Origin of the sequence: Maritalea mobilis (assembly GCF_004363175.1) — a bacterium.
GTDB lineage: Bacteria > Pseudomonadota > Alphaproteobacteria > Rhizobiales > Devosiaceae > Maritalea > Maritalea mobilis.
In genome coordinates this window covers 557611-582479 of the sequence record NZ_SNYR01000001.1, presented here as the reverse complement: position 1 = coordinate 582479, position 24869 = coordinate 557611, and the positions used below count along the sequence as shown (strand labels likewise).

General features: G+C 51.1%; 25 protein-coding genes, 1 tRNA gene and 1 pseudogene. 13 read left to right on the top strand and 14 right to left on the bottom strand.

The annotated features are described in order from the left end of the window. Positions 1–11: 11 nt before the first annotated feature. From crcB to ATL17_RS02575, 5 genes are read left to right on the top strand one after another with little or no spacing between them, the layout of a single operon-like run. The gene (gene crcB / locus ATL17_RS02595; RefSeq protein ID WP_133571211.1) at positions 12–392 is read left to right on the top strand and encodes a fluoride efflux transporter CrcB; all 381 of its coding nucleotides are present in this window, start codon (positions 12–14) and stop codon (positions 390–392) included. Further along, the gene (locus ATL17_RS02590) at positions 389–1381 is read left to right on the top strand and encodes an RluA family pseudouridine synthase (RefSeq protein ID WP_133571210.1); all 993 of its coding nucleotides are present in this window, start codon (positions 389–391) and stop codon (positions 1379–1381) included. Before crcB ends, ATL17_RS02590 begins: the two co-directional genes overlap by 4 nt. Further along, on the top strand, positions 1381–1758 hold the full coding sequence (locus tag ATL17_RS02585) for a DUF1801 domain-containing protein (protein ID WP_133571209.1): 378 nt from the start codon (positions 1381–1383) through the stop codon (positions 1756–1758). Before ATL17_RS02590 ends, ATL17_RS02585 begins: the two co-directional genes overlap by 1 nt. After that, positions 1755–2417: an HAD-IA family hydrolase gene (locus tag ATL17_RS02580; RefSeq protein WP_133571208.1), complete on the top strand. Its 663-nt coding sequence runs from the start codon at positions 1755–1757 to the stop codon at positions 2415–2417. Before ATL17_RS02585 ends, ATL17_RS02580 begins: the two co-directional genes overlap by 4 nt. Beyond that, positions 2417–3199 (top strand): ATP12 family chaperone protein, encoded by a 783-nt coding sequence (locus ATL17_RS02575; RefSeq protein ID WP_133571207.1) that lies wholly within the window; start codon positions 2417–2419, stop codon positions 3197–3199. The genes ATL17_RS02580 and ATL17_RS02575 overlap by 1 nt, the downstream gene beginning before the upstream one ends. Positions 3200–3543: 344 nt before the next feature. Here ATL17_RS02575 and folK read toward each other — a convergent pair whose 3' ends face one another. From folK to lipB, 7 genes are all read right to left on the bottom strand, one after another. Next, entirely contained in the window at positions 3544–3990 is a 447-nt protein-coding gene (folK, locus tag ATL17_RS02570) for a 2-amino-4-hydroxy-6-hydroxymethyldihydropteridine diphosphokinase (RefSeq protein WP_133571206.1), read from the bottom strand. Then, on the bottom strand, positions 3990–4379 hold the full coding sequence (gene folB / locus ATL17_RS02565; RefSeq protein ID WP_133571205.1) for a dihydroneopterin aldolase: 390 nt from the start codon (positions 4377–4379) through the stop codon (positions 3990–3992). The genes folK and folB overlap by 1 nt, the downstream gene beginning before the upstream one ends. A 1-nt stretch (position 4380) precedes the next feature. After that, positions 4381–5232 (bottom strand): dihydropteroate synthase, encoded by an 852-nt coding sequence (gene folP / locus ATL17_RS02560; protein WP_133571204.1) that lies wholly within the window; start codon positions 5230–5232, stop codon positions 4381–4383. Next, complete coding sequence (gene rimO, locus ATL17_RS02555) at positions 5232–6584, bottom strand: 30S ribosomal protein S12 methylthiotransferase RimO (RefSeq protein ID WP_133571203.1); 1353 nt, start codon at positions 6582–6584, stop codon at positions 5232–5234. Before rimO ends, folP begins: the two co-directional genes overlap by 1 nt. 62 nt (positions 6585–6646) lie before the next feature. After that, entirely contained in the window at positions 6647–9670 is a 3024-nt protein-coding gene (locus tag ATL17_RS02550; protein ID WP_166638870.1) for an aminotransferase class III-fold pyridoxal phosphate-dependent enzyme, read from the bottom strand. Positions 9671–9823: 153 nt separating this feature from the next. Further along, complete coding sequence (locus ATL17_RS02545) at positions 9824–10384, bottom strand: DUF4282 domain-containing protein (protein WP_133571201.1); 561 nt, start codon at positions 10382–10384, stop codon at positions 9824–9826. 82 nt (positions 10385–10466) lie between these two features. Beyond that, positions 10467–11153 (bottom strand): lipoyl(octanoyl) transferase LipB, encoded by a 687-nt coding sequence (lipB, locus tag ATL17_RS02540; RefSeq protein ID WP_133571200.1) that lies wholly within the window; start codon positions 11151–11153, stop codon positions 10467–10469. Between the two features lie 134 nt (positions 11154–11287). On the opposite strand from lipB, the gene ATL17_RS02535 reads away from it, so the two are divergent. The 3 genes from ATL17_RS02535 to ATL17_RS02525 all read left to right on the top strand — a co-directional run bounded on the left by ATL17_RS02535 (position 11288) and on the right by ATL17_RS02525 (position 13273). Next, complete coding sequence (locus ATL17_RS02535) at positions 11288–11521, top strand: FliM/FliN family flagellar motor switch protein (protein ID WP_133571199.1); 234 nt, start codon at positions 11288–11290, stop codon at positions 11519–11521. A 74-nt stretch (positions 11522–11595) separates the two neighbouring features. Further along, a tRNA-Leu gene (locus ATL17_RS02530) sits at positions 11596–11682 on the top strand. Between the two features lie 55 nt (positions 11683–11737). Then, positions 11738–13273, top strand: coding sequence for an ArnT family glycosyltransferase (locus ATL17_RS02525; RefSeq protein WP_166638869.1), 1536 nt, complete (start codon positions 11738–11740; stop codon positions 13271–13273). Here ATL17_RS02525 and ATL17_RS02520 read toward each other — a convergent pair. From ATL17_RS02520 to ATL17_RS02505, 4 genes and pseudogenes are all read right to left on the bottom strand, one after another. Beyond that, positions 13263–13739 carry a DoxX family protein gene (locus ATL17_RS02520; RefSeq protein WP_133571197.1) on the bottom strand — a complete coding sequence of 159 codons (477 nt, stop codon included), beginning with the start codon at positions 13737–13739 and terminating at the stop codon, positions 13263–13265. The genes ATL17_RS02525 and ATL17_RS02520 overlap by 11 nt on opposite strands. 497 nt (positions 13740–14236) lie before the next feature. After that, a pseudogene (locus ATL17_RS17200) lies at positions 14237–14524 on the bottom strand (HvfC/BufC N-terminal domain-containing protein); the annotation flags it as partial. After that, positions 14511–15386, bottom strand: coding sequence for an MNIO family bufferin maturase (gene bufB, locus ATL17_RS02510; protein ID WP_133571195.1), 876 nt, complete (start codon positions 15384–15386; stop codon positions 14511–14513). The pseudogene ATL17_RS17200 and the gene bufB, both read right to left, overlap by 14 nt. A gap of 68 nt (positions 15387–15454) precedes the next feature. Then, positions 15455–15769 carry a BufA1 family periplasmic bufferin-type metallophore gene (locus ATL17_RS02505; RefSeq protein WP_133571194.1) on the bottom strand — a complete coding sequence of 105 codons (315 nt, stop codon included), beginning with the start codon at positions 15767–15769 and terminating at the stop codon, positions 15455–15457. A 285-nt stretch (positions 15770–16054) separates the two neighbouring features. On the opposite strand from ATL17_RS02505, the gene mgtE reads away from it, so the two are divergent. The 3 genes from mgtE to ATL17_RS02490 all read left to right on the top strand — a co-directional run bounded on the left by mgtE (position 16055) and on the right by ATL17_RS02490 (position 19302). After that, positions 16055–17473: a magnesium transporter gene (gene mgtE / locus ATL17_RS02500; RefSeq protein ID WP_133571193.1), complete on the top strand. Its 1419-nt coding sequence runs from the start codon at positions 16055–16057 to the stop codon at positions 17471–17473. Positions 17474–17858: 385 nt separating this feature from the next. After that, entirely contained in the window at positions 17859–18284 is a 426-nt protein-coding gene (locus tag ATL17_RS02495; protein WP_133571192.1) for a DUF1489 family protein, read from the top strand. A gap of 115 nt (positions 18285–18399) precedes the next feature. Then, the gene (locus tag ATL17_RS02490; RefSeq protein WP_133571191.1) at positions 18400–19302 is read left to right on the top strand and encodes a division plane positioning ATPase MipZ; all 903 of its coding nucleotides are present in this window, start codon (positions 18400–18402) and stop codon (positions 19300–19302) included. A gap of 10 nt (positions 19303–19312) precedes the next feature. Here ATL17_RS02490 and ATL17_RS02485 read toward each other — a convergent pair whose 3' ends face one another. Both ATL17_RS02485 and ATL17_RS02480 read right to left on the bottom strand, forming a co-directional pair. Further along, positions 19313–19600: a hypothetical protein gene (locus ATL17_RS02485; RefSeq protein WP_133571190.1), complete on the bottom strand. Its 288-nt coding sequence runs from the start codon at positions 19598–19600 to the stop codon at positions 19313–19315. 39 nt (positions 19601–19639) lie between these two features. Continuing rightward, on the bottom strand, positions 19640–21301 hold the full coding sequence (locus ATL17_RS02480) for a D-alanyl-D-alanine carboxypeptidase (protein WP_133571189.1): 1662 nt from the start codon (positions 21299–21301) through the stop codon (positions 19640–19642). Between the two features lie 282 nt (positions 21302–21583). Between ATL17_RS02480 and clpS the strand changes: the two genes are divergently transcribed. Together clpS and clpA are read left to right on the top strand one after the other, a co-directional pair. After that, the gene (gene clpS / locus ATL17_RS02475; protein WP_425462413.1) at positions 21584–21961 is read left to right on the top strand and encodes an ATP-dependent Clp protease adapter ClpS; all 378 of its coding nucleotides are present in this window, start codon (positions 21584–21586) and stop codon (positions 21959–21961) included. A gap of 9 nt (positions 21962–21970) precedes the next feature. Next, positions 21971–24397 (top strand): ATP-dependent Clp protease ATP-binding subunit ClpA, encoded by a 2427-nt coding sequence (gene clpA, locus ATL17_RS02470; protein WP_133571188.1) that lies wholly within the window; start codon positions 21971–21973, stop codon positions 24395–24397. Between the two features lie 52 nt (positions 24398–24449). Here the strand turns inward: clpA and ATL17_RS02465 are convergent, their stop codons facing one another. Further along, positions 24450–24866, bottom strand: coding sequence for an HIT family protein (locus tag ATL17_RS02465; RefSeq protein ID WP_133571187.1), 417 nt, complete (start codon positions 24864–24866; stop codon positions 24450–24452). Positions 24867–24869 lie beyond the last annotated feature (3 nt).

The window sequence follows — 24869 nt, the reverse complement described above, 5'->3', positions numbered from 1 at the left end:
GAAGGACAGTCATGTCCTACATTTTGGTTGGTTTAGGTGGCGCTTTTGGGGCCATGGGGCGATTTGGCATTGGTCAGTTGATCATGCGCTTAGGGCTAACTGGGTGGCCATTTGCAACCTTGGCGGTGAACATTGTTGGCTCCTTTATCATGGGGCTGGTGATCGCGTTGTTGGCGCGGCATACGCCGGACTGGTCACACTCAGCGCGTTTGCTGGTGGCTACGGGCTTTTGTGGCGGGTTCACCACCTTTTCGGCCTTTTCGCTAGATTTTATCAGCCTTTATGAGCGGGGGCAGACCATGTCTGCGCTGCTTTATGTGGGCTTGTCAGTTATTTTGTCCATCGCGGCTTTGTTTGCGGCGATGGCGTTGGTGCGCGGGAGTGCAATATGAGTGGTGTTCAACATCGAAAAGTGACGCAGGAAGAAGATGGCATGCGGCTGGACCGCTGGTTTTCCATCCATTTCCCTGAATTGCCGTTTTCGCGCCTCAACCGGATTATTCGCAAAGGCGAAGTGCGGGTGGATAAAGGCCGTGTGAAGGCCAATCAGCGTTTGGAAACGGGCCAGACTGTGCGGGTGCCGCCGATTGCCGATGCTGGGGTGAAGCCGAGCAAGCCAAAGCCGATCAATGAAAAAGACGTGCAGTTCTTACGCGACATTACGCTTTATGAAGATGATCAGATTTTGGTGTTGAATAAGCCACACGGCCTTGCGGTGCAAGGCGGTACGGGCACCAAAAGGCATTTGGACAAAATGCTCGAAAGCATCCCCAACAAAAAGGGCGAAAAGCCGCGCTTGGTGCACCGGTTGGACCGGGATACATCTGGCTGCTTGCTCGTGGCGAAAACCCGATCTGCCGCATCGCATTTCGGCAAGATTTTCCGTTCGCGGTCAGCGCGTAAAATTTATTGGGCGGTTACGGCGCATATGCCGACGCCAAAGCAAGGCAAAATCTCTTGCTTCTTGGCACGTCGTGCCACTGAAGATGGCGAGCAAATGCATGTGGTGCAGCAGGGCGAAGAGGGCGCGCAGCACTCCATCACCCATTATTCTGTAACCGATGATGCCGCCACGCGCGTGGCTTGGGTCACCTTGAAGCCTGTCACTGGCCGTACGCACCAATTGCGGGTGCATATGGCGCAAATGAAAACGCCGATCATCAATGATCCGCGCTATTTCTCCATTGAAAACTGGGAAAAGCCAGAAGGAATTGGCGAAGGTTTGCATTTGCATGCCCGTCGGTTGGCACTTCCTCTGCCAAATGGCCATCGGTTGGACATTACCGCACCATTGCCTGCGCATATGCAGCAGACATTTGATTTGTTCGGTTTCAATGCGGCACAATATGACCCGAATGATGAGGAACTGGATGAAGATTGATGGCTGATCTCTCGCATTTTGAAAAACTGGAAGATGAGGTCAAATTGTTGGCGCAAGCCAGCTATGACTGGGTGTTGGAACAGGTACCAAACCTTGGCAAGATGAGACGTTGGGGGTTCCCATCCTTCGTTGGCAATTCTACGTTGATTTCAGTTTGCGGGCAGAAGCAGCACGTCAATATTCAGTTTTACATGGGCAGCAAGTTGGCCGACCAGCACAAGCTGTTGGAAGGTACAGGCAAAAGCATGCGGCATGTGAAGATACGCAAACTGTCTGATCTAGATCAGCCGGGGCTGAACGAGTTGATTCAGGCAGCTATTGCGTATGATGAAACATTGCCAGACGAAGGATTGCGGGCGAAGGCGGAGAAATTATGAGGCTTGTTGTTTTTGACGTAGATGGCACCATTGTTGACAGTGCCCATATTATTATTGATGCGGCGCTATATGCCTTCGACAAGGAAAAGCTGGCTTTGCCGACACCAGAAGCGGTGCGCCATGGCATTGGTTTGAAGCTGGAAACCGCCATCGGTCATTTGTTGGAAGAGCCTGATGACGCGATGGTCGATCAACTTGCCGGGCATTATCGCGACTATTTCTTTGGCAAGGTGACCGACGAGCCGCATATTGAGCATATTTATGACGGTGCTTATGACGCGATCCACCGATTGGGCGCGCAGGATACGACCTTGTTGGGAATCGCCACCGGCAAACATTTGCGCGGCGTGCATCGCCTGTTCGACAATCATGATTTCGGCCATCATTTTGTGACGCTGCAGGCGGCGGACAATAACCCGTCAAAGCCGCATCCGGGCATGTTGCACAATGCGATCAATGAAACGGGTGTTGAAGTTAACCGCACCGTGATGGTGGGGGACACGCGCTTTGACATGCAAATGGCCAAGGCTGCAAATGTGAAGGCGATTGGCGTGGCGTGGGGCTATCACGATAAAGCGGATTTGCTGGAGCATGGCGCCGATATTGTGATCGATAAATATGAGCATATTGACGAAGCGATTGATGGACTGATTGGCTAATGCGGGAAATTTTAGAAGAAGCGGAAGCACATATCAAAGATGGCTATGGGCGCGCGCAGGAACATGCGAAGCAGCCATTGCCCAAGCGTTTCTATAAAAACGTCTCAACAGACGAGCAGGATGGGCAGCATCGGGTGTTGCTCGATGGCAAGCCGATCAAAACGCCCGGCAAGAAGACTGTAGGATTTCCTGATGCGACACTGGCTCAGCAAGTGGCTGATGAGTGGGCTGCGTCGGAAGAGAAGATCGACCCCGCAAAAATGCCGCTAACTCGGCTGTGCAACACCATTGTTGAGAGTGGGGACGAGCATTTGGATGCCGTGCGCGCTGAACTGCTGAAATATGCTGGCAACGACTTGCTGTTTTACCGCGCTGAAGGGCCGGAAAGCTTGGTCGATCTACAGCGCGAGCATTGGGATGCGCCACTGGATGTGTTTGAGAGTGAACATGGTGCCAAGTTTGAACTGGCTGGCGGCGTGATGCATGTGGCGCAGCCCGCAGAAAGTCTGCAGAAAATTGACAAGCTCGTGCAGCGCTACGGCTTGTTCTCGGCCTTTGCCGCCATGTCAATCACCGCGATCACAGGCTCTGCCTTGTTGGCGATTGGCCTGCGCGAAGGGCACTTTGAGACTGAGCAAGTGTGGGCCGCTGCCTATGTGGATGAAGATTATCAGGCCAGCCAATGGGGCGAAGATGATCAAGCCATGGCCATGCGCGCCTTTAAGCGGCAAGACTATGATGCCGCTGTCCGCTTGTTTGAACTTTTGAGTCTGGATGTTTAACTAAGTCTTTGATTTAAATTTTATTTTGAAGATTGGCCCGGATCAAGTCCGGGGCAGCCGAACTCATAAGTAGGCCAAACCCCTTGTGGCCGTCCCGGCCTTGAGCCGGGACCAATACCCAAATTTTAGAAGCACCACATCGCCACTAACCACCACGTCATTGCAAGACTTGATCTTGCAATCCATTTGAGCCTTCCGCTTATCGAAAGGTATGTGAGGAAAACCTCAGCGCTTCTTCGAGCGGATATGTGAATTGGCCCCCAAGATCAAGTCTTGGGGTGACGGCGGAGAGATTAGTGTTGAATCTAAAATTCTGATTCCGAAAAATCAGCTAACCATCTGATCTAGCTTTGTGATTTAGCTGCATGCTCGCGCAGCCATTCCACAATAGCAGGCTCGATTTCTTCCAGTGGATCAGTCACGAAGCTGCGTTCGTGGGCATAGGGATGCGGAATGGACAAGCGTTCCGTTTGGATAACTTTCCGGCCATAGGCGATCACATCGATGTCGATGAGGCGAGGGCCCCATTTTTCGTCGCGTTTGCGGCCCATGGCTTCTTCAATCATCAAGCCAGCATCCAACAACCCTTCGGGGCCGAGCGATGTTTCAATCTCAATCGCCATGTTCAGAAATGGATTTTGATCGGTTTTGCCCCAAGGGTCGGTCTCGATGATGGTCGATTTCTTGATGATGTGAATGTCCGGGTGCGCATCCAGTCGGCGTAGCGCTTCCTTCAATTGGGCGCGCGGACGGCCAATATTTGCCCCAAGGGCCAGCCAAGCACGTGCCATTATGCTGTCTCCCGGTCTCGAACGATTTCGATGGCGAATTCGCCAGATACAACGGGAATCGGTGCCTCTGGCTTGCGCACGCGCACTTTGATCCATTCGATTGTCGGGAAGGCCTCAAACAGCCGATCAACAATATGTTGGCCCAGCGCTTCAATCAGTTTGAAGCGGGTTTCGGTGATGGCTTCATGCAGCAATTCAAAAATGTCGGCATAGGAGATGGTTGTTTCCACATCATCGCTTTTGCCTGGTTCGCGCAAGTCCACGCCACATTCAAGGTCAATGCGAAAGCGCTGGCCCAATGTGTTTTCTTCCATCATCACCCCGTGATAGCCATAAAAGGCGAGGTCGGAGAGGATGATCTTATCTTCGATACGGTCAGTGCGAACCATATTAAACGTCCTTTGGCGGTGGCGGGCCATAGAGCATGGCCTTGGCGACTTGCAGTGCGTCGAGATTCTCGCGCACATCGTGCACGCGGAATATATGCGCGCCTTTTTCATATGCAAGTACCGTAGAGGCGGTGGTGGCCGCAACCCGTTCTTTTGGGGTATTGCCCAGCAATTTGCCGAACATGGATTTGCGAGACGTACCAATCAGCAGCGGATAGCCAAGAGCATGTAGCTCATCTACCCGGCGCAGCAACTCGTAATTTTCGTCAAAGTTTTTGGCAAAGCCGAAGCCGGGGTCCAAAGCGATTTGCGACTTGGAAATGCCAGCTTTTTCAGCGATTTGCAGGCTCTTCTCAAAGAAACGATTCATCTCGCCGATCAGGTCTTTTTCGCGATCTCGGTCAGGGTCCCAGTGCATCAAAATGGCTGGGCAACCATAGTGGGCAGCGACGTCGGCCAGTTCTGGATCGCGCTGAAAGCCCCATACATCATTGATGGTCTCAGCTCCGGCTTCCATGGCTTGCTGGCCCACAATGGCTTTATAGCTGTCGATAGAGATGGGGGCTGTGATGCCTGATTCTTTGAGAGCATCAATGGCTGGCAATACGCGGTCGAGCTCTTCTTGTGCGGCCACAGCTTCTGAGCCGGGGCGGGTGCTCTCGCCGCCAATGTCCAGAATATGTGCGCCTTCGGCGACCATCTTTTGGGCTTGTGCGATAATCTTCTCACGGTCGGTGAAGTCACCCCCGTCAGAAAAGCTGTCGGGCGTGACGTTGAGAATGCCCATCACAAGGGGATCGCGCCCCAGTGTGATTTCACCCGACTTGAGCTGCCATTTGAATTCCTGATGCATTATTCGGCTGCAGGTTTCGCCACAAATTCAGGCTGTGTAGGCTCGCCGAACAAATCATACTCGTCGCTATCGACCAGTTTGACCTTCACCATGTCGCCGGGCTTTACGCCTTGAACATCGTCGATAAACACTTGGCCATCAATATCTGGTGCATCCCATTGGCTTCGGCCGAGGGCGCGGTTATCTTCCGGTGCGACATCGTCGATCAGCACGTCAATCTCGCGGCCAACTTTCTGGCGCAACCGCTCTGCGGAAATGGCTTGTGCTTTCACCATCAAGCGATCATAGCGATCTTGCTTGATTTCGTCGGGCACAGCGCCTTCAATCTCATTGGCCACGGCGCCAGTCACAGGCTCATATTGGAATGCCCCCAAGCGATCAATTTGGGTTTCGTCCAGCCAATCCAGCAATTGCTCGAAGTCGTCTTCCGTTTCACCCGGGAAGCCCACGATGAAGGTGGACCGGATCGCGAGATCAGGGCAGATGTCGCGCCAGTGTTTGATACGATCTGCGGTTTTGACCTGATTGGCCGGGCGGCGCATGGCTTTAAGCACATTTGGCGCTGCGTGCTGGAATGGAATGTCGAGGTACGGCAAGATTTTGCCTTCGGCCATCAGCGGGATGGTCTTGTCCACATGCGGATAGGGGTAAACATAGTGCAAGCGCACCCATGCATCCAATTCGCCCAGCTCTTCGCAGAGATTGTGGAACCGCGCTTCCACATCTCGCTTATGAAAGCGGGAGGTGGCATATTTAATGTCTTGGCCGTAAGCGCTTGTGTCTTGTGAAATCACCATGATTTCTTTCACGCCCGCTTTCACCAGCCGTTCGGCTTCATAAAGCACGCTGGCTACCGGACGCGACTGCAAATCGCCGCGGATAGACGGAATGATGCAGAAGGTGCAGCGGTTGGAACAGCCTTCCGAAATCTTCAGATAGGCATAATGGCGCGGCGTTAGGCGCAATCCATCTGCTGGCACAAGGTCTTCGAATGGCTTGTGCACGGGCGGCAGATTTTCATGCACCGCTTCCACCACCGCTTCATATTGATGTGGGCCGGAGACGGCGAGCACTTTTGGGTGTGTGTCGCGGATCAATTGCTCTTCGGTGCCTAAGCAGCCAGTAACGACCACTTTGCCATTTTCATTGATAGCTTCGCCGATGGCCTCAAGGCTTTCGGCTTTGGCGCTGTCCAAAAAGCCGCATGTGTTGACGATCACCAAATCCGCACCCTCATAGGAGTGCGAGAAATTGTACCCCTGCGCCCGCAGGGTGGTCAAAATGCGTTCTGAATCGACGAGCGCCTTTGGGCAGCCAAGGCTCACAAGTCCAATGGTTGGGTTCTGGTTCATCCGTTCGGCCTTTAATAGGATTTGAATGGGCTTTCTACCGCACTCAAATCCTACGTCAAGCATTAGGAGAATGCGCCAATCACTTCATCAAGCTGATCGCACATAAAATCGGCATTTTCGCGGCTAAACACCATAGGGGGCTTGAATTTCAGCACATTGTCCAGTGGGCCATCGGTTGAGAACAAAATGGAGCGGTCGCGCAAGGCGTTGACAATGGCGCCAGCTTTTTCTGTGGCCGGGGTCAATTGCTCATCTTCAATCAGCTCCATGCCCAGAAACAGGCCGTGTCCGCGTACGTCGCCGACCAGATCATATTTGTCTTTGATTTCATGCCAGCGGCCCAAAATGTAATTACCAAGCTCTTTGGCATGTGCCTGAAGGCCTTCATTTTCAATCACATCCATCACCGCCATGCCCACAGCCATAGATACGGGGTTACCGCCAAAGCTATTGAAATACTCCATGCCCGTGTTGAACTTGTTGGCCAATTCTTTCGTGGTCACCACAGCCGCGAGGGGATGGCCGTTGCCGATGGGTTTGCCCATCACCACAATGTCGGGCACCACGTCTTGCAACTCATATGCCCAAAAATGCTCGCCCACACGGCCAAAGCCACATTGCACTTCATCAGCAATGCACACGCCGCCTTCGGCCCGTACAGCCTCATAAACTGTTTTGAAGTAGCCTTCAGGGTAGGCGACTTGGCCGCCAACGCCTGAAATGCTTTCAGCGATGAATGCTGCCGCGCCATTGCCCGTTTTGGCTTTAATTTCCGCGATGCGTCGTTTCACATCTTCCGCATATTTAGCGCCCGCATCATTGTCGCCATAGCGATAGGGGCCGCGGAAGGGATCGGGGAATTCGGCAATATGGGTGAAATCTGGCTGTGGGAAGCCACCTTTGCGCTTGAATTTATAAGGGCTGACATCAACAGCACCTTGCGAGTTGCCGTGATAAGCCCAATCCAAAACAATCGTATCTTTCTGGCCGGTGGCTTGTCGCGCAATCCGCAGCGCCAATTCGTTGGCTTCGGTGCCGGAATTGACGAAATAGGCGACCGAAAGATGGTCTGGCATTTTTGAAGTGATGCGTTCCGCAAAATCAAGCACCAACTCGCTCAGATAGCGTGTATTGGTGTTGAGAATTGCCGCTTGCCGCGAAATTGCCTCTACCAGATGCGGGTGACAATGGCCGATATGGGTGATGTTGTTGACGCAATCGAGGAACGCGCGGCCCGTGTGGTCGTATAAATGAACGCCTTTACCGGACACCATTTTGAGCTTTTTCTTGTAAGAAACGCTCAATGAGGGGCCGAGTAAATCAGCGCGGCGCTGCATCAGCTTGTCTGGTGTTTGCTCGTCAATTTCAAAGGTTTGTGGAGCCTGGTTCATTAAAAGATTCGGGTTGGGGCAGATTTGCTGCCACACATCCCACATGCTTTTGTGTGCTACGCCGTTGAAATTGGTGGATTGGCTCAACATTGAGGTCATGATCTGGAAATGCAAATGCGGATACCAACCGCCATTCACGTCCCAATCGCCAATATGGCCGATCAATTGGCCTTTCTCGATCTTGTCGCCCACATGGTGCAGATCAAAGATAGAGCGGGAGAGGTGGCCGTAAAGCGAATAGAATGGCACACCTTTATCGGTTTCATGCTTCAGAATGAGTGTCGGGCCATAATCCAGCTCAAACGCATTGTCATGCACGGCAAAGACTTCGCCCGCCATTGGCGCGTGCAGCGGTTCGTCCGCATGCACAAACACGTCGACGCCCATATGAATGGTGCGGCGTTCTTTTGACAGTTTGGAGGCGAAGGCATCGGTTTGATAAACAGTGCGGTCTTCGCCATAGCGGCCAATGCCAAACCGGGCCTCTTCTTTGGCGCACTTGTCGTCGAACCAAGTGTTAAAAGCCTTATCGCTGAAAGGTGGGATCGTCGTGTCGCTGCCATCAGCCGGGATGATAAATCGCGCTTCATATTTGAAGTCTGGCTTGAACAGCGAAGCACTGTTGGATTGATTTTGCTCGAGAAACGCGATGATGTGACTTGCATGATCCACAGCGTCCAGTCCCGCTGAATGGCGGAACAGGGCAGTCATAAAGCGGGGGTCAATATCGTCCAGACGATCAAGCAGCTCCAAGGCGGGCTTTTGCGACACCAGCAAATATTCATTTTCTGGATGAGCCTTGATCTGGTGAGAGGACATAGCTACGCTGACGGTGAGGCGCATGCGGATCAGGTCAAACAGCACATCCAGCTCTTCTGCGAACAGCGGAAATTCAGCGCAATAATTGCTAACTAGCGCTTTTGATGCGGCAAAAAGATCAACTTGATCCATCAGCGCATAGGCCATTGTTACGGCTAGTTCATTGATTTGCCGTCCGTGGCACATATCGCCAAAATCGATGAGGCCGGTGACTTTGCTTTCATCCGTAGGGTCGATCACTAGATTATTGTCATTGGCGTCTTGGTGGATCACTGCCATGCGCAAATGTTGCAACTTCGGTGCAGTTTCCGCGCGATAATGGGCGAAGAGTTGCTCGGCACGCTCACGATGCGCTGGATTGGCGATGGAGGGGAAATATTCCTCCGCTGCCAAGGCATTGTCCAAATTCCAAATAAAGTCCGGTCGGTGCGCGGCAGGGCGATAAAAACCGCTAAAGGCCTTTGAGAATTTGCCCATAAAACGGCCGAGGTCTGCAAGGCGGTCTAACGAAACTGGCTTTTGCGAATAGAGATCGCCATCCAAGAAAGTCAGCAGGCGGATGTGGTAATCTTGTCCATCCTTTTGCGCCACGAACATTTGCTCGTTCTCATTGGTAAGCACCAATTCTGGACAACCCTCAAATCCAGCATTTTTCAAGAAGGTCAAGCTGTCGTTCTGTAGGTCCAAGAAGTCCAAATCTTCGCCCGCATTGGCAATTTTGAACACATAATTGCCTTGGTCCGTGCTCACTGCAAAGTTTTGATCGCGCTCGCTTTCAAGTGCGCGCAATGTGCCGCTGATGCCATATTTGGCTTTCAGCATCTCTGTTACGTCTTTTTCGGTGAACTGAGGTGGGGCGAACTCAAAGGCAGACATATGTGCTTGGACCCTTAGTTGGATTGTTTTGGCTATCTTATCCAAATTTGCAGTCGATTGGACCCCAAAGGACAGGGAGATATTGCGATAAATAAAAATGGGTTCATGCTGATTTAGCATGAACCCATCATCATTTTCGAAATTGTAAAGCGCTTAGCTTTTTGGCGTATCAGTTGCCTTCTTCGCCGTTGCTGGGCGTTTGGCTGTTGTTTTGCGTTTTGCTGGCGCTTTGCGTGTTGATGATTTTGTTGCAGAGCTGCGGCTTGTTGTGGTGCTGCGTGCGGCGCGGGTGCTGGTTTTGGCTTTCGGCGCAGCAGGCTCGCTTTTGGGCAATGCCTCATAAGCTTCATTCACATCATCTTCTGCAAGCTCTTCCAAAGCGTCTTTTACGTCATCGAAGATAGAGAGAGCTGGACGCGCAGGTTGCTGAATTTCGATCAGCTTTTCGTTTTTCTTGAAGAAAACGAGCAAAGTTTCGCACAACACACGCAAGGCCACAAAGGCGCCAAGGCCAAAGATGCCTACTTCCAGAATGCCCCAAAGGCCTGACCCAAAGGAATCGGCAAAAGTGGCGAACAGATGGTTGATTGACCAAAGGACGATGGTGCCTAGGCCAAGCAAATAAAGCAATTTGATGATTTTTGGTGCAATCATCCGATCGAGATTAAAAATGGTGCCGCTTGTGGCGAGCTTTTTCATATCTTCGGTGTTCATTTGGTCACCTTTGGCTGGTGGTTGGGCTGTCTTTGTTCAGCTTTAGCACAATTGGTTGAAATCTGGCCAGTATAAGCGGGGGCTAAACCCGCACGGTTGGGCCAAAAATACGCTCAAAATTCTTCTTAAGGGCACTGTCGAGTTCCGGCATCGAAACAAGCTGGCCCAAATCTTCAAAACTGGTGACACCCTGATCAGAAATGCCACACGGCACAATGCCGCTATAATCATTCAAGTCAGGGTTTAAATTGATAGAAATGCCGTGAAAGCTGGTCCAGCGGGAGACGCGCACGCCAATGGCGGCAATTTTGTCTTCTTTGTTAAAGCCCTTTTCGGGGCGTTTTACCCAAACGCCCACACGTCCGTCGACCTGTTTGCCTTCAATGTTGAAGTCCGCTAGCGTATCGATCACCAATTGCTCCATTGCCCGCACAAAGGCGCGCACATCGCGACCACGCTGTTTCAGGTCGAGCATGAGATACACGACCCGTTGGCCAGGACCGTGATAGGTATATTGCCCGCCGCGTCCCGCATCGAACACCGGCAGCATGTCCGGATCGGTTAAATCTTCTGGTTTTGCAGATGTCCCTGCGGTGTAAAGCGGGGGGTGCTCCAGCAGCCACACCAATTCTTCCGCTTCGCCGCGCGCCAATTGGTCAACATGGGCTTTCATCCGTGCCAAAGCTTCGGGATATTCAATCAATTGATCGGAAATTTCCCATTGGGTTGGGTGCCCATCCTGGCGAAAAACTGTTGAATTTTGAGACATAAAGTGCGGCAAATTTAAATTTTGTTAAGACTTCGATAACCATGCCCGATGCATGGTGAATTGCGTTGCACTTGGTTTATGCCATAAACATGGCGCGTGCAATGACTTGATTCTGTCGCTTGAGGCCAAATGACATGGACGCGTTAAAATCCATTGATGTTGATATCACTGTGGAGTTGGGGGCAACCAAAATGCCTATCCACCATTTGCTGCGCATGGGCCGTGGTGCGGTGATTGAATTGGACGCAACAGAATATGATCCCTTAAAAATCTACGCCAACAAAACGCTTGTGGCGATTGGCGAAATCAAGATTGATGAGGGCCAGCTCTCGATTGAAGTGTTGGAAAAAGTCACAAAACAGCCTTAGTCAAAAAAAACGACAAATAGAGCTTGTGCGTGTTAAGGCCATTTGATAAATGGTGGCGCGCTAAAGACATTTATGCGGTCGTGGCGGAATTGGTAGACGCGCAGCGTTGAGGTCGCTGTGGGGTAACACCCGTGGAAGTTCGAGTCTTCTCGACCGCACCAAATTGTTTTAAAAGAACCTGCCTTCGGGCAGGTTTTTTTGTATGTGGGGGCAGTTGTGGCAGGGGCATCTATTCAGAATCGCGACTATCGGTTTTTACCGGTAAAGGCGCTGATCTTTTTTGTGGGGCTTTTGCTCGTTTTAAAGCTTGGCTTTACATTCTTCACCAAAGTGGCAGCGGATGAGGCCTATTATTGGCTTTGGGGACAGCATTTTGATTGGTCATATTTTGACCATCCACCATTGAATGCGTGGATTTTGGGCGTTAGTGACCGCATATTTGGCACAAATGTGTTTGGCCTTCGCCTTCCTGCTCTGCTCAGCTTTGCAGGCACGACTTATGTTATGTGGCTCTTTGCGCAACGTCTTTTTCCGCAAAATTCAAAGCAAAGCTTCCTGATTATGCTGGTCGTGTTTCTTGCGTCTCCCACATTGTTTGTGTGGACGACAATTGTTTATCACGACCATCTGATGCTGTTTCTTTGCATCGCCGCTGCTTACTGTTTCACGGATTATTTTGCTCGCTTCGCAGAAGATAACGGCACAGACGTAAAAGGGCTGTATTTAGCGGCGCTACTGCTTGGATTGGCGGGGCTAACCAAATATGCTGCCGCGTTTTTGGGTGTTTCCGTTGCTTTGGTGGTGTTGCTGAGCAGTCAATTGCGCCCCATGCTGAAGCAAAAACATATCTATTTTGCGGGCGTGCTTACATTTGCATGTATGGCACCTGTGTTGATCTGGAATTTGCAAAATGATTGGGCGTCTTTCCAACTGCATTTAAGCGATCGGTATGAGTTGAAAGCGTTTGAGGGCATAAATGCGGGCACATTTGCACGTTATCTTTTTTCAACCGCGCTTTATTTTGGCGTATTCCTTTTAATTCCACTCATTGGAATTTTTTGGCCACGGCGCTACGACAGCACCTTTGCAGCTTTGGGAGTACGCCTTGCTCAAATAACAATTCTCATTTCTCTTAGTATATTTGTGATCTTTGCGGCGCGTGGCACCGTCCACTGGTATTGGAGCGATTTGGCATACGCGTTGATGATCATATTTATGCTGCTTTATTTGCGATGGGGTTGGTTGATCTGGGCACATGTGCTGACGAGTTTTACGTTTATTGCTTATGGATTGGTGACATATGCGTTGGTGCCAGTTGAATATTATTTCGGAGCTAATGGGCTGGAAGTTGGCCGTATGTATGGGTGGGAACAGGTTGCGCCCAAAGTTGAGCATTATCAGAACGAGTTCAATGTAGAGTCAGTTGGTGGCACTCTTTATGTGAGTGCCGGACAATTGTCTTACTATCTAGACCGGCCCGATATTTACGATTTCGCGGCTAAAGAATCTCAATTTAATTATTGGGATCAGAAGAATGTGCCTGTGGGACAAAACGCCATAATTGTGCATGATCCGTTTGGTGATCTGGAAACCGCAAAGAGGCGATTTGGCAAGCTTACCTTGTTAGAGCGTATCAATATTAATTTGATGGGGTTTGATGTTCTTTGGTACGAAATTTACCTTGGGGAAAACTCAACCCCGATTGATGACGAGGTTGAGAAAGTTCCCTATGCGCCAGTGGCTAAGCTTTGATCAGTTTGCGAATGCCTGCATCGAGTGAGAAGATGCCAGGGCCGCAAATGAAGATGGTTAGGGCGGCGAGGCCCCATTGGGCATGCAGTGCCCATGCGCCAGGGTAAACGAGCTGGATCACGCAGGTCATGGCCAAGAGCCCAAGGCCGGCAAAGCGTGAGAAGAGGCCGATGACCAGCAGGACGGGCAACACAACTTCGCCAAGTGCAGCGAAATAAGCCAATAATTCGGGGAATGGCATGTCATATGCAGTGCCTAAAATATGTAGTTTATATTCCTGACTGAACAAATATTTGGCACCAGAATTGATTTGGGTGGGGAAGGACGCCCATTTGGTCCAGCCAGAGTTCCAGTAGGGTGTGGCCACGAAGAAACGTATGGCCAGCAAAACGGCGGACAGGACGACATAAATGGGGATGCCGAAACGGCGTAAGGGCTTAAATTCTCCAAAGATGGTGGCAATCATTTTGTTGCTCCTGATTTAAACTTAAATCGTTCAATGGCGCCGATGGCCAATAGTTGGGTTAAAAGGGCTTGCAAATCAAATTCGGGATCAGATTTCTGCGCAATCTCAACGCTGGTGGACAGTGAAAAACCGGCGGCAAGTGCCGTCAAAGCTGTCTTATTGTTGGGGGAAATAGATTGCGTTTGTACGTCCCATTCTGGTCGGCAAATTAATGTGATCTCCGCTTCATCAAAACTTATGCCCTCTAAGGTTTTGCCCGCTTGGGCACGTGCATAGATTTGATATGCTGGAAAACGAGATAAAGACCAATAAAAGCTCGGATGCAGCTTAAGTTTGGCGCTATCCAGAGTATCTTGGGGTGCATCGGCGATTGAGGCGGGGTTAAAGCGTTGCCCGTCCGCAGCGTGATAAGATTTGACGCGTTTATATTCTATATCCGCAATGTCGGCCAAAAAGGGCACTTGTTGCGCGGGTTTGAACTGGTTCAGAAATTGGGAAAATTCGTCGCCATAATAGATCATAAGCGGTGAGCTCGGCGGAAAATTGAGCGCATATTCCCGGGCCAGTGCTCGGAAGAATTCTTCGCCCACAAGCGAATGGCATGCAGGGAACGTGCTGGCGAGATTGTCGATCAAGCTCACCACCACATTATTGCGATAAACGCCGAACCGCTTGGGTGCATGTGCACCGCTGGGGTCAACAAGGTTTGCAGGACTTTCCTCATCCGGGTGGAATAAGGCCCTAGCAAAGCTTGTCTGGTCGTTGCGGAAATTAGGCGAGCGCATGGGCAGATGTCTCCCCAGTTTGCGTTAGCATGGTTTCTCGCGCTGCAACAGCTTCGGCGTAAAGTGTTGGCCAATCCGGCACATCATTGTCCCACTCGATCAAGGTGGGGCGTATGCCCACCTTTTTCACTACATAGCGATAGAGATCCCACACTGGCGGCGCAACCGGGCGGTCGTGGCTATCGATCAGCAATGGCGCGTCATCATCGTCAGTGTCGGTGGCGTGCCCGGCGAGGTGAATTTCTCCCACCGCATGCAACGGGAAGCGATCTAGATATTGGTATGCATCAAGCTTTTGATTGTTGGCCGAGATATGAACATTGTTCACATCCAGAATCAGCCGACAGTCCGTGCGCTTTTGCATTTCAGTGATGAAGCTGATTTCATCCATCTCTGTTTCGCTGAACGCAACATAAGTAGACGGGTTCTCCATCAATAGTGTGCGGCCAAGCGTTTCCTGAATTTGATCAACATGCTCCACCACGCGATTAAGTGTGCGTTGGGTATAGGGGATGGGCAGCAAATCGTTGAGAAACAACATGTTGCGCTCAGTATCATGGCTGGACCATGCCAAATGCTCTGAAACCAGCTTTGGCTGATAACGGTCAACTAGCTTTTTGAGGCGCATCAGGTGCGGGCGGTCTAGGGGGCCGTCGCTGCCGATGGAAAGGCCAACGCCATGGATGGAGAGATCGTAATTTTCATCAAGTGCGCGCAGCATGGCATGGGGAGGGCCACCATCGCCCATATAATTTTCTGCGTGCACTTCAAAAAAACTGAGATTTGGTTTGTCGTTGGCGATATTGGCGAAATGTTCTGGTTTAAAACCAACGCCGATTTCGGGTGTTTGCGCTTTTGTCACGGTGCTTCTCCTTTAATTGCGCGGGGGCATGCCCCCGCGCGAGAATGGAAGAGTAGTGTTGTCTTCAATTAAGACATGTCGCGCTCAAGCGCTTCCAATGAACCTGCGCGATCGCCAGGAAGAACTTTCGCCCAGAACTCTGTGTTTTCGCAAAGACCAGCTGGCACCAAAGTCCAAGCATTGCCTTGGTAGTCTACTTTAGATGTGCCGGCGCAAGAAGTGCCTGGGCCTGCTGCACAGTCGTTTTTGCCTGCAAGTGAAACGCCGAAGCATTTTTCCATGTCACCTTCTGCGTGTGCAGGGGCAACAGAAGCAGCTGAAGCAACAGCAGCGGTTACAGCGCTTGCTACGATAAGGCTTGTGGCGGTTTTTGCTTTAGACATGTTTTCCTCCAATGAGATTTTAAACAAAGTTGTTCCGCAGAAAATCTGCTGTCCCCTTTGTGTCGAATTGGTGGAGAAAAGAGAAATAACGCTTACGGGCAAATTTATCACTTTGGTGTGAGACGTTTGTGAGCGACAGAGGAGGATGAAGCTCTTGGCTGACGATAAATTTGTCATATAGGGGCGGTAGTTATGCCTCAAATTGCCACAATTCGGTGGCCTTTTGGCTGCGAATTCGCTAACACAGTTGCAAGCGCACCCCGTATCACATCTTAGGAGGCACATATGTCGAATGCAGAACAAGCACATTGGACAGACGATGCAGAATTGGATGCGATTCCACCTTTACGGGATGAAGATGATCGGCTGAATCGGGATTGGATTGATCAGATCGTTGATCTGATCGCCATGAAAGACGAAAACGAAGTTGCGCGTTATATGGCGCCGTTGCACGCGTCTGACGTCGGCGATGTGCTGGAAGCCATTTCCCCAGCAGATCGATTTGAACTGATCAGCCTTTTGGGCGAGTTGTTTGATTATTCGGCGCTGACTGAAGTTGACGACGCGGTTCGCTTGGAGCTGATGGAGCTTTTGCCCAACACCGACATTGCGCGCGGTGTGCAAGAGCTTGATAGCGATGATGCTGTTTATATTCTTGAAGATATTCAGGGGGAAGACCGCGAAGAAATTCTTGACGCCTTGCCCACATTTGAGCGGTTGGCGCTAAAGCGTTCGCTTGATTTCCCGGAAGAAACTGCCGGTCGGCGCATGCAGACCGAGTTTATTGCCATTCCGCCTTTTTGGACGGTGGGGCAGACCATTGACTATATGCGTGAGGCTGATGATTTGCCTGACGATTTCCACCAGATCTATGTGGTGGACCCGAGTTACAATCTGCTTGGCACACTAGCGCTGGATCGGATGTTGCGGGCGAAACGGCCTGCGGTCATCAAAGACATTATGAATTCCACCATCATTGAGGTGGAAGCAGAAGAAGACCAAGAAGAAGCTGCACGCGTGTTTGAGCGTTATGACTTGGTTGAAGTTGCGGTTGTCGACGAAACCCGCCGTTTGGTGGGTGTGTTGACCGTTGACGACATTGTTGACGTGATTCAGGAAGAGGCGGGCGAAGACATTAAGCGCCTTGCTGGTGTGGGTAATGAAGAAATTTCCGGCAATGTGTGGAATGCGGTGCGGTCGCGTCTCACTTGGCTGGGCGTTAATCTGGTGACCGCCATTCTCGCTTCGCTTGTTATTGGCATGTTCGATGCAACTATTCAGCAAATGGTGGCCTTGGCGGTGCTGATGCCGATCGTGGCGTCAATGGGGGGCAATGCCGGCACACAAACCATGACGGTTGCTGTGCGTGCGCTCTCCACGCGTGAATTGGACAGTTATAATGTGCGGCGGCTGATCACGCGTGAGTTTTTGGTGGGCGTGGTCAACGGTGTTGTGTTTGCCATTGTGATTGGTCTGGTGGCTTCGATTTGGTTTGCAAGTCCATTGCTTGGGCTGGTGATCGGTGCAGCGATGGTGATTAATATGATTGCAGCTGGGCTTTCGGGCATTTTGATCCCGTTGGCGCTGGATAAATTGAAGATCGACCCGGCCATCGCCTCAAGTGCTTTTGTAACAACGGTCACCGATGTTGTGGGCTTTATGGCATTTCTTTACATTGCTGCGCTGGCCTTCAATTTGTTCTAACCCTTGCAAGCAGGGGCAATTAACCGAATTGTCCACTATTTCATCCACACAAAGGTGCTATGCATATTTTGCACTTGCCAGTTTGGTAAGATTTGATTAACTCTAAAGGTCTCGCTGATCGCTATCAGCGGGTGAGGGTTAACAATTATAGGAGGCGACATGCGTAGCCAATCAAAGGCTGTATGTTGGCGGGCCGCTAGCTGGACTTTTGTTAGTCTGTTGTCAGTTGGGCTCCTTGTATCCGTACTGGTCAGCGCATAGCAAAGCGCTGAATTTGGAATTCTTCTAGGGTGCGTACCGGCAGATCGGCGCACCCTTATTTATGTCTGGTATAATGCTGCCTAAGCGATTGCCTTTTGCGCAGCAGGGCGACAAACTAATTTCTATGATTCATCTGATTAAGCTTTGTGTTGGTGTTAAAACAGTCGATGAGCTGATTGCCCATCGTGATTTTTTGCGTGAAACGGGGCGTGGCCGCCGTGATGGGTTGCATGTGCATCGCACGCGTATGTCACCCAAGCGCAAGGAAGAATTGTTGGATGGCGGCTCAATCTATTGGGTGATGAGTGGCAAGATTTCTGCTCGGCAGCGCATTGTCGATTTGGTTGAAGCGACTGACCATGAAGGCAAATCCTGCTGTGATATTGTGATGGATCCTGAGATTTATCGCACCGTGCCACGGCCTAAACGGCCGTTTCAGGGCTGGCGTTACTTAAAGCCAGAAGATGCGCCGCAGGATGTTTCGCAAAGTGATGGTGAAGATTTGCCGCCGGAGTTGGCTGCAGAGTTAGATGCGCTGGGGCTTCTTTAACCCCTTGGTTTACCCTTTATGTTAAGGTAAAAATTGATTTAACAAATCTGGTGGCTTGCGCCAGTTTTTGTTCTGACGCACTCTTGTCTCCGAAAAGGGAAGAGGTGACTCGTTTATGGCCGAACGCTCTGGCGCACATGTGATTGTGTTGGGGAATGAAAAGGGGGGATCTGGAAAGACCACCACCGCTTTTCATCTGGCCGTTTATTTGCTTTATCAAGGCTATAAGGTGGCGACAATCGACACGGATAGTCGGCAGCAAACCTTGACCCATTATGTGAAGAACCGCCGCCATTGGGCGCGTGTGCATCAGCTCACAATTCCTCATTCAACCCATTATCATCTGCCAAACGCGAAGAATGACAGCAAGGCTGAGCGCGAGCGGATTGAGTTTGCGCTGTTTCGGCAAGCGGTGGGCGAAGTTGAGGGACGAGTTGACTTTCTGATTATCGATACGCCGGGCTTTGATACACATTTGACGCGGCTGAGCCATGCTTTGGCGGATACGTTGATCACCCCGGTGAACGACAGTTTGATTGATTTGGACGTATTGGCGGACATCAACCCAGTTTCGTTGGAAATCCGCAAGGTCAATCATTATGCCCGCTTGGTGCAGCAGGCGCGTAAGGAGCGCTTGGCGATTGATGGCCGCACCATTGATTGGGTGATTGTGCGCAACCGCATTGCGACACTGGCTTCGCGCAATATGCGGAATGTGCAGATGGCAATTGAACATATTGCGCGGCGTTTGGGGTGTCGTATGGCCGATGGCATCGCAGAGCGCGTGGCATTTCGCTCATTGTTTTCGTCTGGGCTAACGGTATTTGACGCTTTGGGCGATGATCTGCTGCCTGGCGGTGGCGTGGCGCAGGTGAGCGCGCGGCAGGAATATCGGCATTTGGTTGATGCGCTTAATTTGCCCGTTCGGGAGCGGCTGGAAGAGCGCAGGGCGCGGAGAGAAGAGTGGCAAAAACGGGTGTTGGAGCAACCCGTTTTTGAGCATATTGCCAACAGTTGAGTTGGGGCGTTTAGTCGTTTAGCTCTTTGGCTTTATAGTCCCACAAAATCGCGCGATTGCCATTTGGCGAGAAGACATCCAATTCAATAGTAACTGTTGGTTTTAGAATGCGGCGTGTGCGTGACGATAAGGCCAGCACAGAGTTCAACAATTCCCCGACAGATTTACGCGCATTTTTTTCGACCATTTGCTGCGCAAGGCCCAACAGGGTGGCGCGCCGCAATTTGTAGTCGTCTGATGCCAGTGGCGATTTTGGCGTGAACGCTGCCAAATTCTTCAAGCTATCATCATTTTGCATTGAGTTACTCCATACTACTTACTCAAGCGGTGTCGTTTTTTACCCCGGTAGGGCCAAGCATTTTATGTCTTTTGATTTAAGCGCTTGGCAGGTTTGAATCGCCTCTTCTTGATTGGTGAACCCCATAACACGTGCCCGGAAATAGGCTTGGCCATTTGTGGTGATGGGCTGAACTGCAGACCGCAGATCTTTCAAGCCATCAACTTGTTGGGTTGCATTGGCCAAAATTTCATTGGCCTCATTTGCGCTTGATGCGGCGCCGAGTTGCAGGCTCCAGCTATCAATTGCGGCTGTTTTGGTCACCGAGCTTGTGATGTCATTGCCCACAGAAGCAGGTGGCACAAGCCTCACAGGCTGCTGGGTAGATGGACCGCCATTGATCAAATTGCCGAACAGATCAAGCGGTGTCAGTGATGACAAAGACTTACGCTGTGGCTGTTGCTGTGCCACTGGCTGAGGTGCAGGCGCAGGTGCCTGCGGGCTGCGCAGTTCAATCGGTGCTGCTACTTTAATCACGCCAAGCGGTTGAGCGCCGTCACCCATCAAAAGGTCAATTGGACGATTTGGTGGGGCTGGTGCAGGGGCAGCCACATTTACAGGTTCGATGCTGGCCACTTGCACTGTTTCAGCTTGTGGCGTGCTCAATGTTGGTGGTGTTGGCACGGCCGGTTTGCTGGTGTTGGTGTCGGCCAAAGCCATCACCGCTGGTGGGGTGAGCAATTCACCGCCGCCCAATGCTGCAGGGCGTGAAGGCGGAGTGCCTTTAATGGCCACAGAAACAGGGTTTGATGCCATGCGAATAATGCCGCCAGCGCCTGTTGGCCGGGCAATGCTTGCCTGGCGCCAATAGTCGCCGCGATGTGCTTTTGGCAGATATTTGTTCACGAGTGATGCCACTTTGGCATTGCGCTCGCCACCTGTGTTGAAGCCAAAGCCAGCCACAATCACGTGACGATTGTTCAAGCGGGCAGAGGTCAACAGGTTGAAGCCTGCTGCGTTAATATAGCCAGTTTTAATGCCGTCTACGCCTTTAACAGAGCGCAGCAAACGGTTGTGGTTACCATATGTGTTGCCGCGATAGCGGAACGCAGAAGTTTTGAAATATTTGAAATATTGCGGATAATGCTGGAAAATCGCCATGCCCAAGCGCGCTTGGTCGCGCACGGTGGTAACCTGACGTGAATCTGGCAAACCCGACGGATTTTTATAGGTTGTGCTGCTCATGCCCAAAGCGCGCGCTGTTTTGGTCATCCGGTCAGCAAATTTTGGCACAGAGCCAGAAATATTTTCGGCGACCACACGGGCCACATCGTTGGCTGACTTGGTCACCAAAGCTTGGATCGCATCAGACACGGTGATTGATGTGCCGGGCTTCAAATATAGCTTGGATGGTACGGCGCTTGCGGCATATTTAGACACTTTGAGTTTTGAATTAAGCGTAAGGCGACCAGCCTCAAGCTCTTCAAACACAATATAAAGTGTCATGACCTTTGCCACAGAAGCGGGATAGCGCTTTGAATCTGCGGCATAAGAATAAAGGGTCTTGCCGGTTTTGGCGTCCACAACGATCCCGGCATATTTGCGCAGGTTTGCGGAATGACCGTCGATTACGGAAAAAAGTGAAACAGCAAAAAGCGCCACCACAAATAGGAGGCGCTTTAAGGTCAAAAATGACAAGTGCTGATCAGACTGGAAAACCACTCTGTACTCCAACTCATTCAGCCCTGAATACAATCGGGCTGTACGCGAAACTAAAAACTCAACTCAAGATCCGAATATAGGAGGGGCACCCTTACGAATGAGTAAAATTGTCGAAAAATTTGAAAGAAAATTTTTCAAGGGCGTTGTGTTCACAAAAATGAGACTAAACTGATCACCGATTTGACGCGTTTTGCCCTTAACATTGGGACAAAATTGTCTACATAATGGAGTGTCGGTGATTTGGTTTGAACCCGACAAACGAAAACGGAGAAGCACTTGAATATGACCAATGAACAGATGCCCAAATTGAGCGCCGGCTCAGCAAAGGTATTTGCCATGGCGAAAAAAGATGAAGGCGACGAGGATTCAGGGATTGGGGTGGCCACAAAAACCCGCACCAAGACCCAGCGGCCCAGCCTTTATCGCGTGCTTTTGTTGAATGATGATTACACGCCGATGGAGTTTGTGATTGCTGTGCTGCAACAGGTGTTTCACAAAAGCCAAGAAGAAGCGGTGACCATTACCATGCATGTGCATAATAATGGTGTGGGGGAGTGTGGCGTTTTTCCATATGAAGTGGCTGAAACCAAGGTAACGCGCGTTATGGATGCCGCGCGTAAACACCAGCATCCATTACAATGTGTAATGGAAAAGCAATAGGAGGCACTTATGCCCTCATTTTCCCGCGGATTAGAACGTGCACTGCACAATGCCATGACCTTTGCACGGGATCGCACCCACGAAATGGCAACTTTGGAGCATTTGCTGCTGTCATTGATCGATGATAGCGACGCCATTGCTGTGCTGGACGCATGCGATGTGGATCGCGAGATATTGCGCCGCGATTTGGAAGAATTTTTGGATGAAGAGCTGAACGGCTTGATCACCGATACGGATCTGGACCCGACGCCCACCGCCGCTTTTCAGCGTGTGGTGCAGCGCGCAGTGATCCATGTGCAATCATCTGGTCGTGATGAGGTGACTGGTGCCAATGTGCTGGTGGCCATTTTCGCGGAGCGTGAAAGCCATGCCGCCTATTTCCTTGAGCAGCAAGATATGACCCGTTTGGACGCGGTGAATTATATCTCTCACGGCATCACCAAATCAGGCATCACCGAAACCCGGCCTGTGCGTGGCGCAGAAGCTGAAGAAGAGGGCGCTGCACAAGCAGGCTCGTCGCCATTGGACGAATTCTGCGTTAATCTGAATAAGAAGGCGCAGGATGGCAAAATCGATGTGCTGATTGGCCGGAAAGCTGAGCTGGACCGGACCATTCAGGTGCTTTGTCGCCGTTCGAAAAACAACCCCATTTATGTGGGGGATCCTGGCGTTGGTAAAACAGCGATTGCCGAAGGTTTGGCCAAGCGGATCGTTGATAAAGAAGTGCCAGAAGTATTGAAAGACGCCACCATTTACGCTCTAGATATGGGCGCATTGTTGGCGGGCACACGCTATCGTGGCGATTTTGAAGAGCGCTTGAAAGCGGTGATGAAAGCATTGGAAGCTGAAGAGAATTCGGTGCTGTTTATCGACGAAATCCACACCATTATCGGTGCTGGGGCCACATCCAGTGGTGCGCTTGATGCGTCGAACTTGCTGAAGCCTGCTTTGGCATCTGGGGCAGTGCGGTGCATTGGGTCCACAACTTATAAAGAGTTCCGCCAATTCTTTGAGAAAGACCGTGCTTTGGTGCGTCGTTTCCAAAAGATTGATGTTGTGGAGCCAAGCGTTTCTGAGGCCATTGATATTATGAAAGGGCTAAAGCCTTATTTCGAAAAATATCACGAGGTGGAATATACCAGCGACGCCATTCAGACGGCGGTTGAGCTTTCTGCCCGTTATATCAATGACCGGAAATTGCCGGATAAGGCGATTGACGTGATTGACGAAAGTGGCGCGGCGCAACGCTTGAAGCCATTGGCGGAGCGCAAAAGCGTGATCGACACGGAAGATGTGGAAGCCACCATCGCGACGATGGCGCGGATTCCGCCGAAATCTGTCTCCAAATCAGATGCGGAAGTGCTCTCCAATCTTGAAGATAACCTCAAGCGGGTTGTGTTTGGTCAGGACGCTGCGATCACGGCACTGTCGTCTGCCATTAAGTTGGCGCGGGCCGGCTTGCGTGAGCCAGAAAAGCCCATCGGGTCTTATCTGTTCACCGGGCCAACGGGTGTCGGCAAAACCGAAGTGGCCAAGCAATTGGCAGATACGCTTGGGCTTGAGCTGCTGCGCTTTGATATGTCCGAATATATGGAGCGGCACACCGTTTCCCGTTTGATTGGTGCGCCTCCGGGATATGTTGGCTTTGACCAAGGCGGTTTGCTCACTGATGGCGTCGATCAGAACCCGCATTGTGTGGTGTTGCTTGACGAGATCGAGAAGGCTCATCCAGACCTGTTCAACATTTTGTTGCAGGTGATGGATCACGGCCAATTGACCGACCATAATGGTAAGCAGGTCAATTTCCGCAATGTGATTTTGATCATGACTTCAAATGCGGGTGCTTCTGAAATGTCAAAAGCCCCAATGGGCTTCACGCAGGAGCGGCGCACGGGTGATGACGAAGAGGCGCTTAAGCGCTTGTTCACGCCAGAATTCCGCAACCGTTTGGATGCGACCATTTCCTTTGCACCACTGCAAACGAATGTTGTGTCTTTGGTGGTTGACAAATTTGTGCTGCAGCTTGAAGCGCAATTGGGCGAACGCGGCGTGACCATTGAATTGACCCCAGAGGCCAATGAATGGATTGCCACACGCGGTTATGATGAGTTGATGGGTGCACGGCCATTGGGACGCGTTATCCAAGAGCACATCAAGAAGCCATTGGCGGACGAAGTCTTGTTCGGCAAGTTGCAGAATGGCGGCACTGTGCAAGTGGGCGTAGATAGGAAAGAGGACATGCTGAAGCTGACCTTCTTGCCCCCACAACCCGCGCGGCCAAAAGCCATTACTGGCCCAAAGTCAGGTAAAAAGGCACCACGTAAAACTGCGGCGAAAAAGACAACCGCTAAGTCCAGCGGCACCAAGAAAGCGTCGAGCACGCGGGTGCCGAAGGCCACAAAGCGTGGTCCTAAATCGACGCTGGAAAGCGAATAAAATAAAGGCCGGGCAAATGCCCGGCCTTCTTCATTCTAGGTGGCAAACTCACTTAAAGTGCAGCTTTGATTTTCTCGCAATTGGCTGCCAACTCTTCGTTGGCTGTTGTGCCGCTCACATGATCACGTCGCGCCACATCACTGTGGCAGGGGATCAGGTGGAAATGCAGGTGAAACACCGTTTGTCCTGCAGCTTCTTCGCTTGATTGACGCAACAAAATGCCGTCAGCGTTCATTGCTGTTTTCACAGCATTGCCAATTTTTTGCACCCGTTTAATCACCTCAGCCAATGCCGCCGGGTCTGCATCAAGCAGGTTGCGTGATCCGTTTTTCGGCACCACCAACACATGGCCTGGCGCTTCTGGCATAATGTCCATGATGGAAATGCACACATCGTCTTCATAGACCTTGTGGCTTGGAATGTCGCCAGCGATGATTTTGGTGAAAATGTTTTCGGGATCGTAGCTCATAAA